13 protein-coding genes, 7 tRNA genes, 1 rRNA gene and 2 pseudogenes are annotated in these 18,119 nt (G+C 42.3%); 16 read left to right on the top strand and 7 right to left on the bottom strand.

What is annotated here, in order from left to right; all coding sequences use genetic code 11:
* Positions 1-10 precede the first annotated feature (10 nt).
* The 3 genes from rrf to ACIQCE_RS14265 all read left to right on the top strand — a co-directional run bounded on the left by rrf (position 11) and on the right by ACIQCE_RS14265 (position 318).
* Positions 11-126, top strand: a 5S ribosomal RNA gene (rrf, locus tag ACIQCE_RS14275).
* Between the two features lie 43 nt (positions 127-169).
* Positions 170-244: transfer RNA gene (locus ACIQCE_RS14270), tRNA-Asn, on the top strand.
* Between the two features lies 1 nt (position 245).
* Positions 246-318: transfer RNA gene (locus tag ACIQCE_RS14265), tRNA-Thr, on the top strand.
* Between the two features lie 349 nt (positions 319-667).
* On the opposite strand, the pseudogene ACIQCE_RS14260 reads toward ACIQCE_RS14265, so the two are convergent.
* Positions 668-875, bottom strand: a pseudogene (locus ACIQCE_RS14260) (T7SS effector LXG polymorphic toxin); the annotation flags it as partial.
* 38 nt (positions 876-913) lie between these two features.
* Between ACIQCE_RS14260 and ACIQCE_RS14255 the strand changes: the two are divergent.
* Positions 914-1,041, top strand: a pseudogene (locus tag ACIQCE_RS14255) (bile acid:sodium symporter family protein); the annotation flags it as partial.
* 67 nt (positions 1,042-1,108) lie between these two features.
* Here ACIQCE_RS14255 and ACIQCE_RS14250 read toward each other — a convergent pair.
* Genes ACIQCE_RS14250 through murQ form a run of 6 tightly spaced genes read right to left on the bottom strand, consistent with a single transcriptional unit; the run spans position 1,109 to position 8,828 of the window.
* The gene (locus ACIQCE_RS14250; protein WP_400495576.1) at positions 1,109-2,344 is read right to left on the bottom strand and encodes an exo-beta-N-acetylmuramidase NamZ family protein; all 1,236 of its coding nucleotides are present in this window, start codon (positions 2,342-2,344) and stop codon (positions 1,109-1,111) included.
* An 11-nt stretch (positions 2,345-2,355) separates the two neighbouring features.
* Positions 2,356-4,275 carry a glycoside hydrolase family 3 protein gene (locus ACIQCE_RS14245; RefSeq protein ID WP_400495575.1) on the bottom strand — a complete coding sequence of 640 codons (1,920 nt, stop codon included), beginning with the start codon at positions 4,273-4,275 and terminating at the stop codon, positions 2,356-2,358.
* A 13-nt stretch (positions 4,276-4,288) separates the two neighbouring features.
* On the bottom strand, positions 4,289-5,644 hold the full coding sequence (pbp4b, locus tag ACIQCE_RS14240) for a penicillin binding protein PBP4B (RefSeq protein WP_400495574.1): 1,356 nt from the start codon (positions 5,642-5,644) through the stop codon (positions 4,289-4,291).
* 13 nt (positions 5,645-5,657) lie between these two features.
* Complete coding sequence (locus ACIQCE_RS14235; RefSeq protein WP_400495573.1) at positions 5,658-7,037, bottom strand: PTS transporter subunit EIIC; 1,380 nt, start codon at positions 7,035-7,037, stop codon at positions 5,658-5,660.
* The gene (locus ACIQCE_RS14230) at positions 7,034-7,903 is read right to left on the bottom strand and encodes a MurR/RpiR family transcriptional regulator (RefSeq protein WP_400495572.1); all 870 of its coding nucleotides are present in this window, start codon (positions 7,901-7,903) and stop codon (positions 7,034-7,036) included. The genes ACIQCE_RS14235 and ACIQCE_RS14230 overlap by 4 nt, the downstream gene beginning before the upstream one ends.
* Positions 7,904-7,916: 13 nt before the next feature.
* Complete coding sequence (gene murQ, locus ACIQCE_RS14225) at positions 7,917-8,828, bottom strand: N-acetylmuramic acid 6-phosphate etherase (protein ID WP_400495570.1); 912 nt, start codon at positions 8,826-8,828, stop codon at positions 7,917-7,919.
* 235 nt (positions 8,829-9,063) lie between these two features.
* On the opposite strand from murQ, the gene ACIQCE_RS14220 reads away from it, so the two are divergent.
* From ACIQCE_RS14220 to glmS, 12 genes are all read left to right on the top strand, one after another.
* Positions 9,064-9,138: transfer RNA gene (locus ACIQCE_RS14220), tRNA-Glu, on the top strand.
* A gap of 6 nt (positions 9,139-9,144) precedes the next feature.
* Positions 9,145-9,220 (top strand) — tRNA-Val (locus tag ACIQCE_RS14215).
* A 6-nt stretch (positions 9,221-9,226) separates the two neighbouring features.
* A tRNA-Thr gene (locus ACIQCE_RS14210) sits at positions 9,227-9,299 on the top strand.
* A 27-nt stretch (positions 9,300-9,326) separates the two neighbouring features.
* A tRNA-Tyr gene (locus ACIQCE_RS14205) sits at positions 9,327-9,411 on the top strand.
* Between the two features lie 4 nt (positions 9,412-9,415).
* Positions 9,416-9,487 (top strand) — tRNA-Gln (locus tag ACIQCE_RS14200).
* 125 nt (positions 9,488-9,612) lie between these two features.
* Positions 9,613-10,527, top strand: a complete 915-nt coding sequence (rocF, locus tag ACIQCE_RS14195) for an arginase (protein ID WP_400495569.1) — start codon at positions 9,613-9,615, stop codon at positions 10,525-10,527.
* A 195-nt stretch (positions 10,528-10,722) separates the two neighbouring features.
* Positions 10,723-11,286: an RNA polymerase sigma factor SigW gene (gene sigW, locus ACIQCE_RS14190; RefSeq protein WP_400495568.1), complete on the top strand. Its 564-nt coding sequence runs from the start codon at positions 10,723-10,725 to the stop codon at positions 11,284-11,286.
* Between the two features lie 14 nt (positions 11,287-11,300).
* A complete protein-coding gene (rsiW, locus tag ACIQCE_RS14185) occupies positions 11,301-11,927 on the top strand; it encodes an anti-sigma-W factor RsiW (protein WP_400495567.1) in 627 nt (208 codons plus the stop codon).
* Between the two features lie 211 nt (positions 11,928-12,138).
* Entirely contained in the window at positions 12,139-12,960 is an 822-nt protein-coding gene (cdaA, locus tag ACIQCE_RS14180; protein ID WP_353853946.1) for a diadenylate cyclase CdaA, read from the top strand.
* Positions 12,953-14,362, top strand: a complete 1,410-nt coding sequence (locus tag ACIQCE_RS14175) for a CdaR family protein (protein ID WP_400495566.1) — start codon at positions 12,953-12,955, stop codon at positions 14,360-14,362. Before cdaA ends, ACIQCE_RS14175 begins: the two co-directional genes overlap by 8 nt.
* A gap of 25 nt (positions 14,363-14,387) precedes the next feature.
* On the top strand, positions 14,388-15,734 hold the full coding sequence (glmM, locus tag ACIQCE_RS14170) for a phosphoglucosamine mutase (protein WP_400495564.1): 1,347 nt from the start codon (positions 14,388-14,390) through the stop codon (positions 15,732-15,734).
* A 571-nt stretch (positions 15,735-16,305) separates the two neighbouring features.
* On the top strand, positions 16,306-18,108 hold the full coding sequence (glmS, locus tag ACIQCE_RS14165) for a glutamine--fructose-6-phosphate transaminase (isomerizing) (RefSeq protein WP_400495563.1): 1,803 nt from the start codon (positions 16,306-16,308) through the stop codon (positions 18,106-18,108).
* Positions 18,109-18,119 lie beyond the last annotated feature (11 nt).

Here is an 18,119-nt window from a genome sequence, read left to right as displayed (position 1 = left end):
CTCCATCAGGTTTGGTGGCGATAGCGAAGAGGTCACACCCGTTCCCATACCGAACACGGAAGTTAAGCTCTTCAGCGCCGATGGTAGTTGGGGGTTTCCCCCTGTGAGAGTAGGACGCCGCCAAGCTTTTTGATTATATCCTTCCAATGGAAGAAGTCACTTTATCCATTCCGCAGTAGCTCAGTGGTAGAGCTATCGGCTGTTAACCGATCGGTCGTAGGTTCGAATCCTACCTGCGGAGCCATGCTTCCATAGCTCAGTAGGTAGAGCACTTCCATGGTAAGGAAGAGGTCAGCGGTTCGAGCCCGCTTGGAAGCTTTCCTCTATATGCTGATATGACAAGGTTTCTCGAAGGTGAGAAGGCTTTTTTTGTGTCTATTTTTTTAATTAGGTTCGTATTACCTTGCTTTCAAAAGATTCGAAATTGCATCGGCAACCATGCCTCTTTATCCCCCCTTTTCTCGTTTTTTTGTCGGTTTGAAGTCCAATAAAAACAAAAAACGTGAAAGGTATTTAGTCAATCAAGGTTTTAGAATTGTATTTATAACCGAATTCGTATGTCCATTGTGTATATTGTTCATTAAAATTATTTAATAGGTTAATTAAGATTTGAGAATGTTTTGGTAGCTCTCTTCAACGTTGTTCCAACATTCAAAAATTAAAATCTCATACCTCTTTCTGTAATCGCTTCGCTAAAGTTGTTTGCGGTAGTAAGTCCGTACAAGCTTTTTTGCGATGTTTTTAGGACGTCAAAGGATTTTTGTGATGTCTTATAAAACCGCTCTGACTGCGGCTGTGGTGGCTTGAGTGGTTTTGTAGATGGCTTTTCCGCCTTTGAAAATGCGTCCTGCCTAGCCGACGATGGGGATGTTCCCAAGCTTTTGGGGAGTAGAACCGTGCTTGCCATTAGCTTTTTCCTCCTGCTTTAGCTGTTCCCGTTGTGATTGACATGCTGTTTCAGCAAGTGCTTGCTTCTTATTTGGCAATTTGCTCAATCGTTTTGAGCGGAAAACACCTTTGGTGACCAAGTCTTTATCATGAATCAACCTCCACTTTTCTTGGTGGAGGCTTTTTTGTTAGAAATGTTTTCTTCATTTCATGATCGTTTTTAATAGAGGAGGTATCCCTTTCGTTTCTTTTCAAATGTTTTGAGGTCATGATGATAGCGTTTCATGATGTGTTTGACTGAAGTGCCCTTGTTGATCTCTTCTCTTACCCAACCATTGCCGATAAGCTTATGAAAGCTTTCTGTTTGAAGGAATTGAAAGTCTTCAGGATATAAATCATGTATCGTTTTGATGATGGACAACCCAGTTTTGACGGCTTCAAATGAAGAACGATCTTTCACATATAGTTGGACACCGTGAGAAAGAGTGCCGGCATGCTTTGAAAAGGTTGGAGTGAAAGAGACAGGTCTGAATTGAACGCCTTTTAATTTCAAACGATTTAATCGATCTGCTAGTTCATTACTATTAATATATGGAGCACCAATGAGCTCGAAGGGTTTTGTCGTTCCTCTTCCTTCAGAAACATTTGTGCCTTCAATTAAGCCCGTTGCAGGGTAAACAAAGGTGCTGTCGACAGTCGGCATGTTAGGTGAAGGAAGGACGAAAGGAAGTTTCGTGTCATCGAAAGTCATGGAACGCTTCCAATTTTTCATTTTGATGACCGTCAGATCTGCGTTGATGTTGAATTCTTTATTAAACATACGTGCCAGTTCTCCGGTGGTCATTCCATGTCTTAATGGAATCGGATAGAGACCTACAAATGAGGCATATTCGGGCTCTAATACAGGTCCTTCTACTTTTATGCCGCCTAATGGATTGGGACGGTCTAGGACGACAAATGGTATGTTGTTTTCCTTAGCCGCTTCCATTGCATAGGCCATGGTGTAGATATAAGTGTAATAACGAGTGCCGACGTCTTGAATATCAAACAGTAGCACATCTATATTTTTCAGCATGTCAGGAGTAGGTTTTCTCGTTTTTCCATACAATGAGTAAACGGGTAAGCCAGTTTTTTCATCTGTATAGGATTCAATCCCTTCACCCGCCTGCGCATCTCCACGCACGCCGTGTTCGGGTCCATATAGAGCAGACAATTGAATATTCGGATGTTCAAATAAGAGGTCGACACTGCTTTTCATGTTTGCATCAATGCCAGTTGGGTTGGTAATAAGCCCTACTTTTTTTCCTTTCATCCATGAGAGGTTACTTGAGAGTAGTGTTTCGATACCCGTTTTCACCATTTTTGTATCCGAACGTCCATGATCTGCAGGGGAAGCGGCGGTCAATGTGCTCATCATAAGAATGCTTGAGAGTACAAAACTTGCTGTTTTTTTCATGGGGAACCCTCCTATTTCATCAATTTACCTTTCATGGTTAGTCCATAGCCAAATGGATAAAGGGTTTGATTCGGCTGGGTCACAGATGGGATATCAACTGGCAGTCTCCCTTTAGGTGTTACAGTTCCAAAAATCACTTCCAGCCCAGCCGGAATATTCGGTTGGTTGAATTGTCCATTTGCGTAGCCTTTAAAACCATAGACAGCGAGTAATGCGTCTGCTTCTTCAAAGTTCGCTGCATCATAAGGGTTTCTTAGGCTCATAATTGCCATTTTTTTGTTTTGTGATTTTGTTTCTTTCAATACAGCACGAGGGAAGGCAGTTGCCCATTTCTTTGGATCCTGTACATTGTCATCAATTATCCCATCATTAACAGCAGGGTCGTTTTGTACAACGTAAGAACCGGTAATGACATAGTCAGCTTCTTTAATGAAGTTGGCTATTTCTTTTGAGAAGGCTCGGTCAGCAAAGGCATATGTTTGAATACGCACTGGTTTGATCTTTTTTTGTTTAATCAGTGATTGTATAGTGACCGACATGGCTTCAGTCTGATCTTGATAAGGCGCCATGACAAGAATCCGGTTATTCTTTTTTGGCTTGAAAGGTAAGGTTTTATGGTTGTTCTTCAGCAGTGTGATTCCTTCTCGGGCCATTTTTTGTTCTGTTCTGCGATGTGACTTTTTTCCAACCACTTGTGAGGCTTTTTTGATTTTTTTCTCAAGGCTTACTGGCTTTTTAGTGGAAATGATGCCGCGCTTGATCTTCAATTGAAGGATTTTTTCGACAGATTGGTTGATTTGAGACATCGGGATTTCTTTTGTTAGAACGGCTCGTTTTAAAGCATTAAACACATTTTCTAGGTTTTTCTCTGTTTTTAAGGACGTAACAGGCGCTGGCATGAGAGCAATGTCGACTCCTGCCTTAATAGCCATGATCACGGCTTCTTCCTGTCCAAAATTATCTGCAATTGCTTTCATATTTAAGGCGTCAGTGACAACAACTCCTTGAAAGCCCATATTTTCTTTTAATAAATGTGTGATGACTTTTTTTGACAGGGTGGCTGGCACCATGATGTCCTCGCCATCTTTTTTACTTTTATAGGTGGTGTCATCAATGGCGGGAAATTGAACATGTGCGGTCATGACCATATCAGCACCTGCGTTTATCGCTTGTTGGAAAGGATACAGTTCAACTTTTTTTAATCGTTCGAGATCATGTTCCACAAGAGGTAATCCATAATGACTATCAACAGCCGTATCACCATGTCCTGGGAAATGCTTTAATGTTGAAATGGTATCTTCTTTTTGAAGTCCCTTCATGGTTTGCAGGCCAAGCTTAGTGACAAGTTCAGGGTCAGAGCTAAAGGAACGGACGCCAATGACGGGGTTGTTAGGGTTATGATTCACATCAAGAACAGGAGAGAAGTTTGTGTTAATACCTAATGCTTTTAGTTCTTTACCGATGATTTTTCCTGTGTTGTATGCATTTTTGTTACTTCTAGAGGCACCAATCGACATATTTCCTGGGAAATGTGTTCCCTTTTGTAGTCTTGTGACGATTCCGCCTTCTTGGTCAATAGAAATGAGTAAAGGAATGTTCGGTGAGGCTTTTTGGAAATCATGAGTTAGTTTGACGGTTTGTTTCGTATTCACGACATTTTCTGCAAATAAAATGACGCCGCCTAGATGATATTTCTCCACAATGTGAGATACTTCTTTATTCATTTCCGTTAAGCCTGTAGGGGTGGATTCATCTTTTGTTTGCCAATTGCGAAAGTCTAGCATGAGCATCTGACCAATTTTTTCATCAAGTGACATGCCTTGAACCATTTGTTTGGCGGTTGGAATAGGGGAAGAGTTGACCTTTTCCGTTGGGATGGAAGAGGTCAGCAAGGCCAAAAGAAGAGCAGCAGGGAAGAGAGATTTTAACATCAAATGCCTCCTTTTACTTAAAAGATTCGTAGATTGCTGTCATGATCTTTCCGTAAGTACCCGTTGGAAAAAGATCGCCTTCAAATTGATTTGGGTTGGTATTGGGTGAAACGACTGGTGAATGTTTCTTATTTGTCAACAAGGCAACGCCCAGTTGGTACTTTGGGTCAATTAAAGTCATTGTTCCTGTCCATCCAGTATGGCCGAAAGCTTCGTTACTTGCATGTTTTCCAAACATCCATTCCATGTCAGTATGTCCGTTTTTTCTCCAGCCTAGACCGTAAGTTGGGTTCGTCTCTGAGGAGGTCGTAAAGAGATCAATAGAAGCTTGATCAAAGATTGTCGTTTTCCCATAGCCACCTTTGTTCAGCATGAGCTGAAGCAGTACGGCCATATCTGATATGTTCGAGAAAAGACCAGCATGACCGGAGACACCTGCCATTGAATAATAAGCTTTCTCGTCGTGTACTTGGCCAATGAGTGTGTATCGACGAACGTTTTCAAAATCAATCACACCGTCACGTGTATTACCTAAACGTTCCGTTGCTGCAAAATGCTTTGGTTGAAACCCTTTTTGCAGTGGATTAAATGTTGTATGTTTGAGTCCTAATGGCCGGTAGATGGTGGACTCTACATATTGATCAAGAGGCAGCCCAGTTTTTTTCTCGACGATCATACCTAAAAGCATGTAATCAATGTCACTATAAATATGCTGGGTTCCTGGCACGTATTGAAGAGGCACTTTTGGTAACAATTTCATTGTTGTTTGTCTGTCTTGTGAGAAAAATGAGCCAGCCGCTTTTTTACTATAAAATAATACACTTGAAGGGAGCCCAGCGGAATGAGTCAGAAGGTCCTTCACGCGAAGTTGATCTTTGCCAGTTACCTTTGCATTTGGTTCATCCTTAAAGTCTGGCAAGATGGACTGGATTTTTTCATTTACATCTAGTTTTTGCTCGTATACGAGCTTTTGCAGAGCGTAGTTGGTGGCATACATTTTTGTGTTGGACGCAAGGTCAAAAAGTGTGTCCTTTTTCATTTTTTTATACGATTTGAGTTCCTTTGTGCCGTCATATTTTTGTCGATAGCCGTACGCTTTTTGATGTATGATTTTCCCGTTTTTGATGATGATAAGAGCGGCTCCTGGGAATCCTGCTTTGATATCGTTTTGAATCATTTGATCAACCTTCCTAAGCTGCCTAGAAGAAAAACCTACTTGTTCCGGTCGTTTTGCTTTTTTTAAGATGGGATATTCTTCAGGTGCTGTTTTAGACGAAGACGATACAGGTAGGGAGCTAGTTGCAAATGTTTGTACAGGTAAGCCAAGGAGCATGAGCAGGCATGTCGTTAGTAGAAAACATTTCTTCAAGATTTAGACCTCCTTAATTGGTGGTTTCCTCGAATTCAACAGCCATGTCATCATGAAAGCCAAATAAGTATGTGAAAATAAATCCAGCGACATACGCAATAAACAGGCCGATTAAGTAAAGGACCATTTGATGTGTGTGTACAATGAAGGTAAGCGGAAGACCTGAGACGCCAATAGCCTTTGTTGCTATTTGGAAATAGGCTTGAAATGCGCCGCCTATTCCAGCACCGAGACAGGCTGTTAAAAAAGGTCTTCCTAGCGGCAGTGTTACACCAAAAATGAGCGGCTCTCCAATGCCCAGCATGCCTGAAGGAAGTCCACCTGCAATGGCTCTCTTTAGCTTTTTCTTCTTTGTTTTCATAAAGATAGCGAATGCAGCACCGACCTGACCTGCACCACCCATAGCTAGAATTGGCAAAAGAGGATCATCCCCAATGGAATTGATGAGCTCCATATGAATAGGTGTTAAGCCTTGGTGAAGTCCTGTAACTACAAGTGGAAGGAAGGTGGCGCCAAGAACAAATCCTGAAAAAATACCGCCAATGTTTAATAAGTAAGTCAATCCTGAGGTAATGGCATCAGATATAAATCCACCGACAGGCATGAAGATCATGTACGTGAAAATTCCTGTAATGAGTAATGTGAATGTTGGTGTGATGATGATATCGAGAGATTGCGGGACGAAGCGTCTTATACGGGTTTCAACTAGTGCCATAAAAATGGCTGCAAGAAGAACCCCAATTAATCCGCCTCTTCCTGGAAGAATATTTGTACCAAATAACATAATATCGGCAGAAGCTGGGTTGATAATGAGAATACCAGCTAACGCTCCTAATGCGGGAGAGCCACCAAATTCTTTTGCGGCATTTGTACCAACTAATATACCGAGGTAAGCGAACAAGCCTGAGCCAATGACGGTTAAAATAATCGAAGCTTGGGATTTCTCATCAAGCCAGCCCGCTTGCACGATTGCTTTTGTAATACCTGTAATGAGTCCTGAGGCAACAAGCGCAGGAATAATTGGAATAAAGATGCTGGCAATGCGGCGTAAAAATAATTTGAAGGGTGTGCGATTTTTTTGTGAAATGACTTGTTTGTTCTTTTGTGCTTCGTTTTTCAGGTCATACGTATTGGATGAGTTCAGCAGTTGTTCAAACGCACTTGATACTTGGTTTACGACGCCAGTGCCTAAAATAATTTGGAGTGTTTCAGCTTCAACAACGCCGATGACGCCATCAAGTTCATGGATCTTTGCCAATTGAATCTTCTCGTTGTCGATTGGTGTAATACGGAGACGTGTCATACAATGTGTATGGGAAGAGATGTTATCTGGACCACCGCAAAGCGAAAGAATCTCTTCCGCTAACTGCTGATATTTATTTTGATGACTCATGTTGAATCCCCCTTTGATTTTCTTTTCATGGAGCGGATGGCATGCCTTGTTTTGTCAATATATTGAGCTGTTTGTTCATATTGACGGGAAGCTAGGCTGAGAAATAAGACATCAATTAAGTAAAGCTGTGCCATTCTAGAGGAAGTGGCAGCGCTGCGAAAAGGTGCTTCATTCGAACCAGAAGTCGTTAGGTGAACATCACACAACGAAGAAACGCTGGTATGACCTGGATGCGTTAAGGCGACGGTTTTCACTTGATGATCTTTTGCGAGCTGAAGAGCATGAATAATCTCTTCGGTCTCTCCTGAAAAGGATATACCGAACACGATGTCATTTTTTCCTGCGTTTGCGATGACAGTGGATGCAATATGCATGTCAGTAAATGCTGTCGCCGCATAGTTGATTCTCAAGAATTTTTGCTGTGCATCGGCTGCGACGATACCTGATGCACCAACACCGATAAAGTGTATTTGTTTCGCAGAGAGAAGCAGTTGAACGGCTTTTTCTAAAGCTTCTACATTTAAAATAGAGGCTGTGTCTCGAATGGATTGAATAGAGTTTCCCGCTGTCTTTTGAATGATGGAGTTCAGTGGTTCATCTTGTTCAATATCTCGGTAGCCTTGTTTGTCTGCATTCATTAAATCTCCAGCGATCCTCATTTTTAAATCATGATATCCATCAAGCCCAAGAGATTTACAAAGGCGAACGACAGCTGAACTGCTTGCACCGGCAGCCTGACTGATTTCATGTACTGTGCTCTTAATGACTTTGTCAGGATAGGCAAGAATGTAGTCTGCAATGGTTTTTTCAGATTGGGGGAGCTTTGATTTCATTGTGTGTAGTAGGGTGAGTCCACCTGCTGACATATAACCGCCTCCTTTAAGATTGATGACGTAGTATGGCTTTGTCGATGTGGCCGTTCGTTTGATGAAGTAAATTCTTTGCTGTTTTCTTATCTGTTTTTGCCTGGAGCATGACGATGGCTGTTTTGACTTCTAATTCGGCAGCCTCAAGGGTTTTTAGAGCTTGTTCATAGGAAGCATTTGTCACATGTTGAATAATGGCGATGGCTCGTTCTTTTAATTTATGATTGCTCACTTTTACATCGACCATTAGGTTTTCGTATACTTTGCCTTGTCTGATCATGACTGATGTAGAAATCATATTTAAAATCATTTTATGAGCGGTTGCAGCTTTCATTCGTGTTGAGCCGGTGATGGCTTCAGGCCCAACGATGACTTCAATGGCGCAGTCTGCCAGCTCACTAATTTTTGCTTGTTCATTACAGCTGAGGGCGACTGTTTTTGCCCCAATAGATTTTGCATAGGTTAAAGCGCCAATAATGTAAGGTGTTCTACCGCTTGCCGCTATGCCGACGACAGTATCTTTTGAAGAAAGTTGGATCCGTCTCAAATCTTGTTTGCCGGCTTCTTCACTGTCTTCTACATCTTCGGCAGCTTGAGAAAAGGCTGAGTCTCCGCCTGCCATAATGCCTACAATCACATCAGGTGAGACGCTGTAAGTGGGCGGGCATTCAACGGCATCCATGACACCGATTCTCCCACTTGTCCCTGCGCCCATGTAGATCAATCTTCCTCCATTTGTGATGGATTCATCGGCAAAATCACTTGCTGTTTTCACATGTGGAAGTACGCGATTGACCGCTTGAGCGACCTTCATATCTTCTTCATTAATCATCTGAAGTATTTCAAGTGGATTAGCTTGTGAGATTCTCATCGTGTGAGGATTTCTTGATTCAGTTGTTAAAGAACGCAGTTGAGATGGCTGCATGTGATATACCTCCTGGCATTGCGCCTGTTATTTCTTCATTTTCAGTATATTCATTCTGGCATGAAATTTCAATATTATATTTATATATTGAAATTTCATTTCAAAAATGAAGATGACTTACGATAAGGTGAATTGTTAGAAAATAAAAATAATAAAATTCCCCTTTACAAAAAGGGAACAACCTGTATATAATAACTTTTGTCAGCTTCAAGGAAACAGTAAACTTGACAAAATTGGCCCGTTGGTCAAGCGGTTAAGACACCGCCCTTTCACGGCGGTAACACGGGTTCGAATCCCGTACGGGTCACCATGATGTGGAGGATTAGCTCAGCTGGGAGAGCATCTGCCTTACAAGCAGAGGGTCGGCGGTTCGAGCCCGTCATCCTCCACCATAATATGCCGGTGTAGCTCAATTGGTAGAGCAACTGACTTGTAATCAGTAGGTTGGGGGTTCAAGTCCTCTTGCCGGCACTGTTTTTCTTTATCAATTTTATATGTGGAGGGGTAGCGAAGTGGCTAAACGCGGCGGACTGTAAATCCGCTCCCTCCGGGTTCGGCGGTTCGAATCCGTCCCCCTCCACCATTTTTGGGCTATAGCCAAGCGGTAAGGCAACGGACTTTGACTCCGTCATGCGTTGGTTCGAATCCAGCTAGCCCAGTCAAGACACCTTTTCAAAAAAAGGTGTCTTTTTTTATGTTGTATAACTATTCAAAATGTTGTCGAGTTGAGTCAGGAGGCATCGAGACAGTAGAATAAAAGCATGAACGGAAAGGGGATGTACATATGGGAAAAAATCAAAAGAAGGTTACACTTGTGGGTGTTCCAATGGACTTGGGTCAAATGAGAAGAGGCGTGGATATGGGGCCAAGTGCGATTCGGTGTGCAGGAGTAAAGGAAAAATTGGAATCGCTTTCATTTGATGTGGAAGATCTAGGAGATATTCCAGTCGAGCAAAGGGACGATGAAAAAGGGCTGTATACGAGTGAGAAATTAAAAAATTTAACGGAGAATGCGAGTGCGAATAAGCTGCTTGCTGAAAAGGTAGATGGAATTGTTCAGTCAGGTTCATTCCCGCTGATTTTAGGCGGTGATCATAGCATTGCAATTGGAACATTGGCAGGAGTTTCTAAGCATTATGAAAATCTAGGTGTTATTTGGTATGATGCGCACGGTGATTTAAATACGGAGGAAACGTCTCCCTCTGGGAATATCCATGGAATGCCGCTTGCAGTCAGTCTTGGTCTTGGGCATTCTGATTTAACGAATATTGGTGGTTATTCTCCAAAAGTAAAACCTGAAAATGTTATTTTAATTGGTGCTCGTTCCTTAGATGAAGGAGAGCGTGTGTTAATTAGAGAAAAAGGCATTAAGGTATATACGATGCATGAGATTGACCGGTTGGGGATGACGAAGGTAATGGAGGAATCTATTTCGTATTTAAAGGAGAGAACCGACGGTGTTCATTTGTCTCTTGATTTAGACGGATTAGATCCAGCAGAATGCCCTGGCGTAGGGACACCAGTTGCAGGTGGAATGAGTTATCGAGAGAGTCATCTTGCTATGGAGCTTTTAGAGGAATCGGGCATTTTGACTTCTGCTGAATTTGTTGAGGTTAATCCAGTATTAGATGAGCGAAATAAAACAGCAGAAGCGGCTGTTGCTTTAATTGGCTCTTTAATGGGTGAAAAGTTATTGTAGATCGGGATTTGTTCCCGGTCTTTTTTTATTGTAAGCAAAAGAGAATGAATTTTAAGGATATGTTAAGGTTTTTACCAGCTGATATGCATAACACGCTGTCAAAAATTTGTTACACTATTTTTTAGAGGAGAATGAAACCTTTTGGTAAAAGGTTCGTATACATAAAGACCGGTGAAGGCAGAGGTTGAATATACTATGGAAACAATAATTAAAAAAAGAATTAAGCAAGTAAAAAAAGGCGACCAGAACGCTTTTACAGACATTGTAGACCTGTATAAAGACAAAATTTATCAGCTATGCTATCGTATGCTTGGGAACGCACATGAAGCGGAGGATATTGCGCAGGAAGCTTTCATTCGTGCCTATGTGAATATTGAAAGTTATGATGTGGATCGTAAGTTTTCCACATGGCTGTATCGCATTGCAACCAACTTGACCATCGACCGTATTCGCAAAAAAAAGCCGGATTATTATTTAGATGCAGAGGTTGCAGGAACAGAAGGACTCAATATGTATTCTCAAATTGCTGCCGACGGCGTTCTGCCAGAGGATGAGGTGTTGTCTCTTGAATTATCGAGCACCATTCAGCAAAAAATTTTAAGATTACCTGATAAATATCGTTTAGTCATCGTACTAAAGTATATTGATGAACTCTCATTAAAAGAAATTAGTGAAATTCTGAATATACCAGTTGGTACGGTGAAAACGAGAATACACAGGGGGAGAGAGGCTCTCCGGAAACAGTTGAGAGACCTTTGAGTGAGGTGATTTTGATGAGCTGTCAGGATAAAATCGTCCAGCTTATGCATCAGTATTTAGACCGGGATATCATGCCCGAAGATGAAAAAGAGTTAAAGACCCATCTGCAATCGTGTGAGGAGTGCCGTACTCATTTTCAACAAATTGAGAAATCCGTTGCGCTTGTGCAGAGTACGTCTCATATAGAAGCACCGTCAGATTTCACTGCAAAGGTGATGGGTGGTCTTCCAAAGGAGAAAAAGCGCGTGTCGATTCAAAGATGGATCAAATCTCACCCACTGATGGTAGCCGCTGCTCTCTTTGTGATATTGATGGGAGGCAGTCTGTTTACAAGCTGGAATACTGATCATAATTTCAGTGTGTCTAAGCAGCCGAATCTCGTTGTTGAAAATAGTACAGTAACAGTGCCTAAAGGGGAAACCGTCAAAGGTGATGTGACTGTCAAAAATGGCAAATTGATTGTAGAGGGCAAGGTTGATGGAAATGTAACGGTCGTCAATGGAGAACAGTTGACAGCTTCTGCCGGACAAGTCACTGGTCAAATCAATGAAATTAATGAAGTGTTTGATTGGATCTGGTATAAAATGAAATCCACAGCACAAGAAGTGATGCGGGTGATTGGACCAGAGGAGCAAAAGTAATCAAACAACATAGAGCAGACTCCTAGTGAGGCTGCTCTTTTTCTATTCGATCGGCGGTTATACTTGTCGCAATGTAAACTATATAGGGCAACCATTTTCCTTGCTGAAACAAAATGTGATATAATAGCCACGCTATGTATTTATACATAGGCTCTTTTTTTATAAAAAATGCAACATACGAAGAAACTTAAAAATTCTGGAGGACGAGGAAATGGCTTTAGGGGATATTCCTTTTTTGCAGTACCTCGGTAATGCTGTTGATATTCTCGTTGTTTGGTATGTGATATATAAATTAATGATGGTCATCCGCGGAACAAAAGCTGTTCAGCTTTTAAAGGGAATTGTGGTCATTGTTCTCGTCAGAATGGGAAGTGCGTATCTCGGTCTAAACACACTTCAATGGCTGATGGATCAAGCGATTACATGGGGTTTCCTTGCGATCATTATTATTTTTCAGCCAGAGCTAAGGAGAGCACTTGAGCAGCTTGGGCGCGGCCGTTTCTTTTCAAGAAGCGGGACACCTGTAGAGGAACAGCAGAAAAAAACGATCGAGGCAATTACAAAAGCAATTAATTATATGGCAAAACGTAGAATAGGGGCGCTATTGACAATTGAGCGCGATACTGGGATGAATGATTACATAGAGACAGGAATTCCTTTGAATGCAAAGGTGAGTTCTGAGCTGCTCATTAATATTTTCATTCCGAATACACCACTTCATGACGGTGCTGTGATTATGAAGCGTGATGAGATTGCAGCTGCGGCTTGTTATTTGCCGCTGTCAGAGAGTCCTTTTATCTCAAAGGAACTGGGAACCCGTCATAGAGCGGCTGTAGGTATTAGTGAAGTGACTGACAGCTTAACAGTCATCGTCTCGGAGGAGACAGGCAGTATCAGTGTTGCGAGAAATGGAGATCTCCATCGAGAATTGACAGAAGAAGCGCTTGAAGAAATGCTGATTGCTGAGTTTAGTAAGAACAGCAAAGATGCTTCCTCGACCAAATGGTATTGGAGGGGCAAGAAAAATGGATAAGATTTTAAATAATCGCTGGGCTGTAAAGTTTCTTGCATTGGTCTTCGCTTTATTGCTGTATGGAGCAGTCAATTCAGCGCAAGCGCCCTCGCCGAAAAAAATCGGTGAATCCTTTTTTCCAACATCTACAACTGATGAAGCAACCTTAACAGACATTCCTGTTAAAGCATATTATGATGACGAAAAATATGTCGTCACAGGTGTACCACAGACAGTCAATGTCACCATTAAAGGATCAACAAGTGCTGTGAAAACGGCTAGACAAACAAAAAACTTTGAAATTTACGCAGATATGCAACATTTAACGACAGGTACACATAAGGTGGAGTTGAAGGCAAGAGGTGTATCGCAGGGTCTCACCCTAACGATTAACCCATCTGTTACGACCGTAACGATACAAGAGAAAACATCAGCGGAATTTCCTGTTGAAACAGAATTTTACAATCAAAATAAAATAAAAGACGGCTATTCACCAGAACAGCCAATTGTGAATCCGAAAAAAGTAACAGTCACTGGGTCGAAGGATGTCATTGACAAAATTTCTGTTATTAAAGCATTTGTCAATTTAGAGGATGTCGATGAACAAATTCAAAAAGAAGCGAAGCTCACAGTATACGATAGCAATGGAAATGAGTTGCCGGTTGAAGTAAGTCCATCGGTTGTCGATATTACAGTCCCCATCACAAGTCCGAGTAAAAAGGTTCCGTTTAAGATTGAGCGGACAGGTAATTTACCGGATGGGATTAGTATCTCAAGCATCGAGACAAGCCCGAGTGAGGTCACGGTATACGGTTCTCAAAAGGTACTGGATGCACTTGATTTTATTGATGGAGTCAAGCTAGACCTTAGTAAAATTAAAGATGATACAGAGATTGATGCGGAAATTCCGTTGCCAGATGGTGTGAAAAAGGTTTCACCTGAAACAGTCAAAATCAAAGTGAAGGTTGCAACAGCTGAGCAGAAAAAAATAGATAATGTGCCGATATCCGTCGTGGGCCTTAGTAAGAATCTCACCTCTCAATTTGTGAGTCCATCTTCTGGACGGATTACATTGACAGCCAAAGGGTCAAAGAGCGCAATTGATCATCTAAAAGCTTCAGATGTTGATGCCTATATCAATGTCGCAGATCTGAACGAAGGTTCACATGAGGTCAAAGTGCAAGTGAATGGCCCTCAAAATGTGACATGGTCATTATCAAGATCGAAGGTCAAGGTCAAACTCATCTCAACCGATTCGGAGGATCAACCTGCTTCTAAAAATGATCGAAGGGATCAATCGCCGGACGATGATGATCAAGAAGATAAGAGTAAAGAGCAATCGACACAGGATAAAGGCAAGATAGAATCGAGTCAAAGGCAACGTATCAAAGAAGATACAAAAGAGGACGCTGCGTCCTCTTGAATGGTAAAAAAGGAGCGATTGAAACATGGGCAAGTACTTTGGAACTGATGGTGTAAGGGGTGTGGCTAATAGCGAATTAACGCCAGAGCTCGCTTTTAAGATTGGGAGATTTGGCGGCTATGTCCTCACGAAGGATAAAGAACGTCCAAAGGTACTCGTTGGACGAGATACGCGTGTATCCGGTCATATGCTAGAAGGAGCACTGGTTGCAGGCTTGCTTTCTATTGGAGCTGAAGTCATGCGTTTAGGTGTGATCTCAACACCTGGTGTTTCCTATTTAACAAAAGCAATGGATGCTGAAGCGGGCGTCATGATATCTGCTTCTCACAATCCAGTTCAAGACAATGGGATTAAATTTTTCGGCGGCGATGGCTTTAAGCTGTCTGATGAGCAGGAGAATGAAATTGAGCAGTTGATGGATCAGCCAGTTGACCATTTACCACGTCCGGTTGGAGCCGATCTTGGGACAGTGAATGACTATTTTGAGGGCGGTCAGAAATATTTGCAATTCTTGAAACAGACAGCGGATGAGGATTTCACAGGTATTCACGTGGCGCTTGATTGTGCCCACGGCGCAACATCTTCCCTTGCGACTCACTTATTTGCAGATCTGGATGCAGATGTGTCGACAATGGGGACATCACCAAACGGGTTGAATATCAATGATGGGGTAGGCTCAACTCATCCAGAGGCACTTTCTGCTTTTGTGAAGGAGAAGGGAGCAGACATTGGCCTTGCTTTTGATGGTGACGGCGACCGATTAATTGCAGTAGATGAAAAAGGCGAAATCGTAGACGGAGACCAAATTATGTACATATGTGCACGTTATTTGAAGAGTGAAGGTCGACTAAAGGATGACACGGTTGTATCAACGGTTATGAGTAACCTAGGTTTCTACAAAGCGCTAGAAAAGCAAGGCATCAAGAGTATTCAAACTGCTGTCGGCGACCGTTATGTGGTAGAGGCTATGAAAAAGGATGGCTATAATGTCGGCGGCGAGCAATCAGGTCACTTGATTTTCCTTGATTACAATACGACGGGTGACGGGATGCTTTCTGCGATCATGCTCGTCAATACGTTAAAAGCGACAGGAAAAACATTGTCAGAACTTGCAGCGGAAATGCAAAAGTTTCCGCAACTTCTTGTGAATGTCAAAGTGTCTGATAAATATAAAGTGGAAGAAAATGAAAAAGTCAAAGCGGTCATCCAAGAGGTGGAAAAAGAGATGAACGGTGATGGCCGTATTCTTGTGCGCCCATCTGGTACAGAACCGCTTGTACGAGTGATGGCAGAAGCCAAAACGAAAGAGCTGTGTGAGGAGTATGTTACTCGAATTACAGCTGTAGTGAAGGAAGAAATGGGTATCGAATAAAAAATAAAAGCAAATCGCATAGTAGCGGTTTGCTTTTTTAAAAAATATACGTCATAAGAGAGGCATCCTGTACGAATGATATAATCGAGGGCATTATGCTGTTGCTTGCTCATACATAGGAGAGCACATCAAAGGTAGAACGTGCCAAGCCTCTTCGCATATAGTGTAAAGAGGTATAACTTTCTGAAGGAAGGTGATGCCCGCTAAAATGTGATTGACGGAGGTCAGACCTTGTAGTACAATCATCCTTGTGTTATTGGATTATTATTCTAGCAGGAAAGGCAGGGTAGATGTTCGTAACTCTTATAATGATAGCGCCCGAACTAAGCGATCGGATAAAAGATGCTTAGTTGACGAGGATGGAGGTTATCGAATTTTCGGCGGATGCCTCCCGGCTGATCAAAAGAGATCACAGCCGCAAGTGTTTCTTTAAACCAAAGAGGTGACTCTTTGAACAAAGGGAATACACATGATCTCCCAAATTAAACATGTAGAGAGGGACGAAGAAATGTCCCTTCTATTTTAGTAGGCTTTCTTTGTCCCCTTTCTCATCATCGGGAGGAAGAAAAATATGTGTGGAATCGTAGGTTATATTGGTCAGAATGATGCGAAGGAAATCTTATTAAAAGGTTTAGAGAAGCTTGAATACCGCGGGTATGACTCAGCAGGTATTGCTGTGGCAAACGAAGATGGCGTGCATGTGTTCAAAGAAAAAGGACGTATCGCTAAGCTTCGTGAAGTCGTTGATGCAAACGTGGCATCAACAGCAGGAATTGGACATACACGCTGGGCAACACACGGTGTACCAAGCCATCTTAATGCGCATCCGCATCAGAGTGCTTCTGGCCGTTTTACGCTTGTTCATAACGGTGTCATCGAGAACTATGTTCAGTTGACACGTGAATATTTACAAGACGTCACACTAAAAAGCGACACAGATACAGAGGTTGTTGTTCAAGTCATCGAACAATTTGTGAATAGAGGTCTTGATACAGAGGAAGCTTTCCGTCAAACGCTTCTTCAACTAAAAGGCTCTTACGCAATTGCTCTATTCGATAACGAAAACAAAGAAACAATCTATGTGGCGAAAAACAAAAGCCCGCTTTTAGTTGGTTTTGGTGAAGGCTTCAACGTTGTGGCTTCTGACGCAATGGCGATGCTTCAAGTAACGAACGAATATGCGGAATTAATGGATAAAGAAATGGTCATTGTCACAAAAGACGAGGTCATCATTAAGAACCTTGACGGTGACATCATGATACGTCCTTCTTATATTGCTGAGCTTGATGCAAGCGACATCGAGAAAGGCACATATCCTCACTACATGTTAAAAGAAACGGATGAACAGCCGCTTGTCATGCGAAAAATCATCCAAGAATATCAAGATGAAAATGGTAAGCTGTCTGTCGCTGGCGATATCGCAGGCGCAGTAGCAGAAGCAGACCGAATTTACATTGTGGCTTGCGGAACGAGCTACCATGCAGGACTTGTCGGTAAACAATATATTGAAGATTGGGCGAAAGTTCCTGTGGAAGTTCATGTGGCAAGTGAATTTTCTTACAACATGCCGCTTTTATCGAAAAAGCCGCTATTCATTTTCCTTTCTCAATCTGGGGAGACTGCGGACAGCCGTGCTGTACTTGTTCAAGTGAAAGAGCTTGGCCATAAAGCATTAACGATTACAAATGTGCCAGGTTCAACGCTATCACGTGAAGCGGACTTCACATTACTTCTGCATGCTGGACCAGAAATTGCAGTGGCTTCAACAAAAGCATACACAGCGCAAATCGCTGTTCTTGCGATCCTAGCATCTGTCGCTGCAGAATTAAATGGTCAATCTCTTGACTTTGATCTTGTGAAAGAGCTTGGGATTGTAGCAAACGCAATGGAAGCCCTTGTCGATCAAAAGGATGAAATGGAACAAATCGCTCGTGACTTCTTCACAGTGACACGTAACGCTTTCTTTATCGGAAGAGGACTTGACTACTATGTTTGTCTAGAAGGTGCTCTTAAGCTAAAAGAGATCTCTTACATTCAAGCAGAAGGCTTTGCTGGAGGGGAACTCAAACACGGAACCATTGCTCTAATTGAAGAAGGCACACCAGTTATCGCTCTTGCAACACAAGAGCATGTGAACCTTAGCATTCGCGGTAACGTCAAAGAAGTCGTTGCACGTGGTGCTAATCCATGTGTCATTTCACTGAAAGGTCTAGAAGACGAAGGCGACCGTTTCGTTCTTCCAGCTGTACACCCAGCACTTGCACCACTTGCATCTGTTGTCCCATTACAGCTAATTGCTTACTACGCTGCACTTCACCGCGGGTGTGATGTGGATAAACCACGTAACCTTGCGAAGAGTGTGACGGTGGAATAGGGAAAAGGATG

The sequence above is a fragment of the Bacillus sp. NPDC093026 genome (genome assembly GCF_044754665.1).
Lineage (GTDB): Bacteria > Bacillota > Bacilli > Bacillales > Bacillaceae > Bacillus > Bacillus maqinnsis.
This window is presented reverse-complemented; position numbering and strand designations above follow the sequence as displayed.

What these genes read in the sequence shown, in the direction of transcription:
- ACIQCE_RS14235 (WP_400495573.1), bottom strand. Translation starts at nt 7,037, where the DNA reads ATGAGTCATCAAAATAAATATCAGCAGTTAGCGGAAGAGATTCTTTCG.
- sigW (WP_400495568.1), top strand. Translation starts at nt 10,723, where the DNA reads ATGGAAACAATAATTAAAAAAAGAATTAAGCAAGTAAAAAAAGGCGAC.
- glmS (WP_400495563.1), top strand. Translation starts at nt 16,306, where the DNA reads ATGTGTGGAATCGTAGGTTATATTGGTCAGAATGATGCGAAGGAAATC.
- cdaA (WP_353853946.1), top strand. Translation starts at nt 12,139, where the DNA reads ATGGCTTTAGGGGATATTCCTTTTTTGCAGTACCTCGGTAATGCTGTT.
- ACIQCE_RS14175 (WP_400495566.1), top strand. Translation starts at nt 12,953, where the DNA reads ATGGATAAGATTTTAAATAATCGCTGGGCTGTAAAGTTTCTTGCATTG.
- ACIQCE_RS14250 (WP_400495576.1), bottom strand. Translation starts at nt 2,344, where the DNA reads ATGAAAAAAACAGCAAGTTTTGTACTCTCAAGCATTCTTATGATGAGC.
- ACIQCE_RS14245 (WP_400495575.1), bottom strand. Translation starts at nt 4,275, where the DNA reads ATGTTAAAATCTCTCTTCCCTGCTGCTCTTCTTTTGGCCTTGCTGACC.
- murQ (WP_400495570.1), bottom strand. Translation starts at nt 8,828, where the DNA reads ATGCAGCCATCTCAACTGCGTTCTTTAACAACTGAATCAAGAAATCCT.
- rsiW (WP_400495567.1), top strand. Translation starts at nt 11,301, where the DNA reads ATGAGCTGTCAGGATAAAATCGTCCAGCTTATGCATCAGTATTTAGAC.
- rocF (WP_400495569.1), top strand. Translation starts at nt 9,613, where the DNA reads ATGGGAAAAAATCAAAAGAAGGTTACACTTGTGGGTGTTCCAATGGAC.
- glmM (WP_400495564.1), top strand. Translation starts at nt 14,388, where the DNA reads ATGGGCAAGTACTTTGGAACTGATGGTGTAAGGGGTGTGGCTAATAGC.
- ACIQCE_RS14230 (WP_400495572.1), bottom strand. Translation starts at nt 7,903, where the DNA reads ATGTCAGCAGGTGGACTCACCCTACTACACACAATGAAATCAAAGCTC.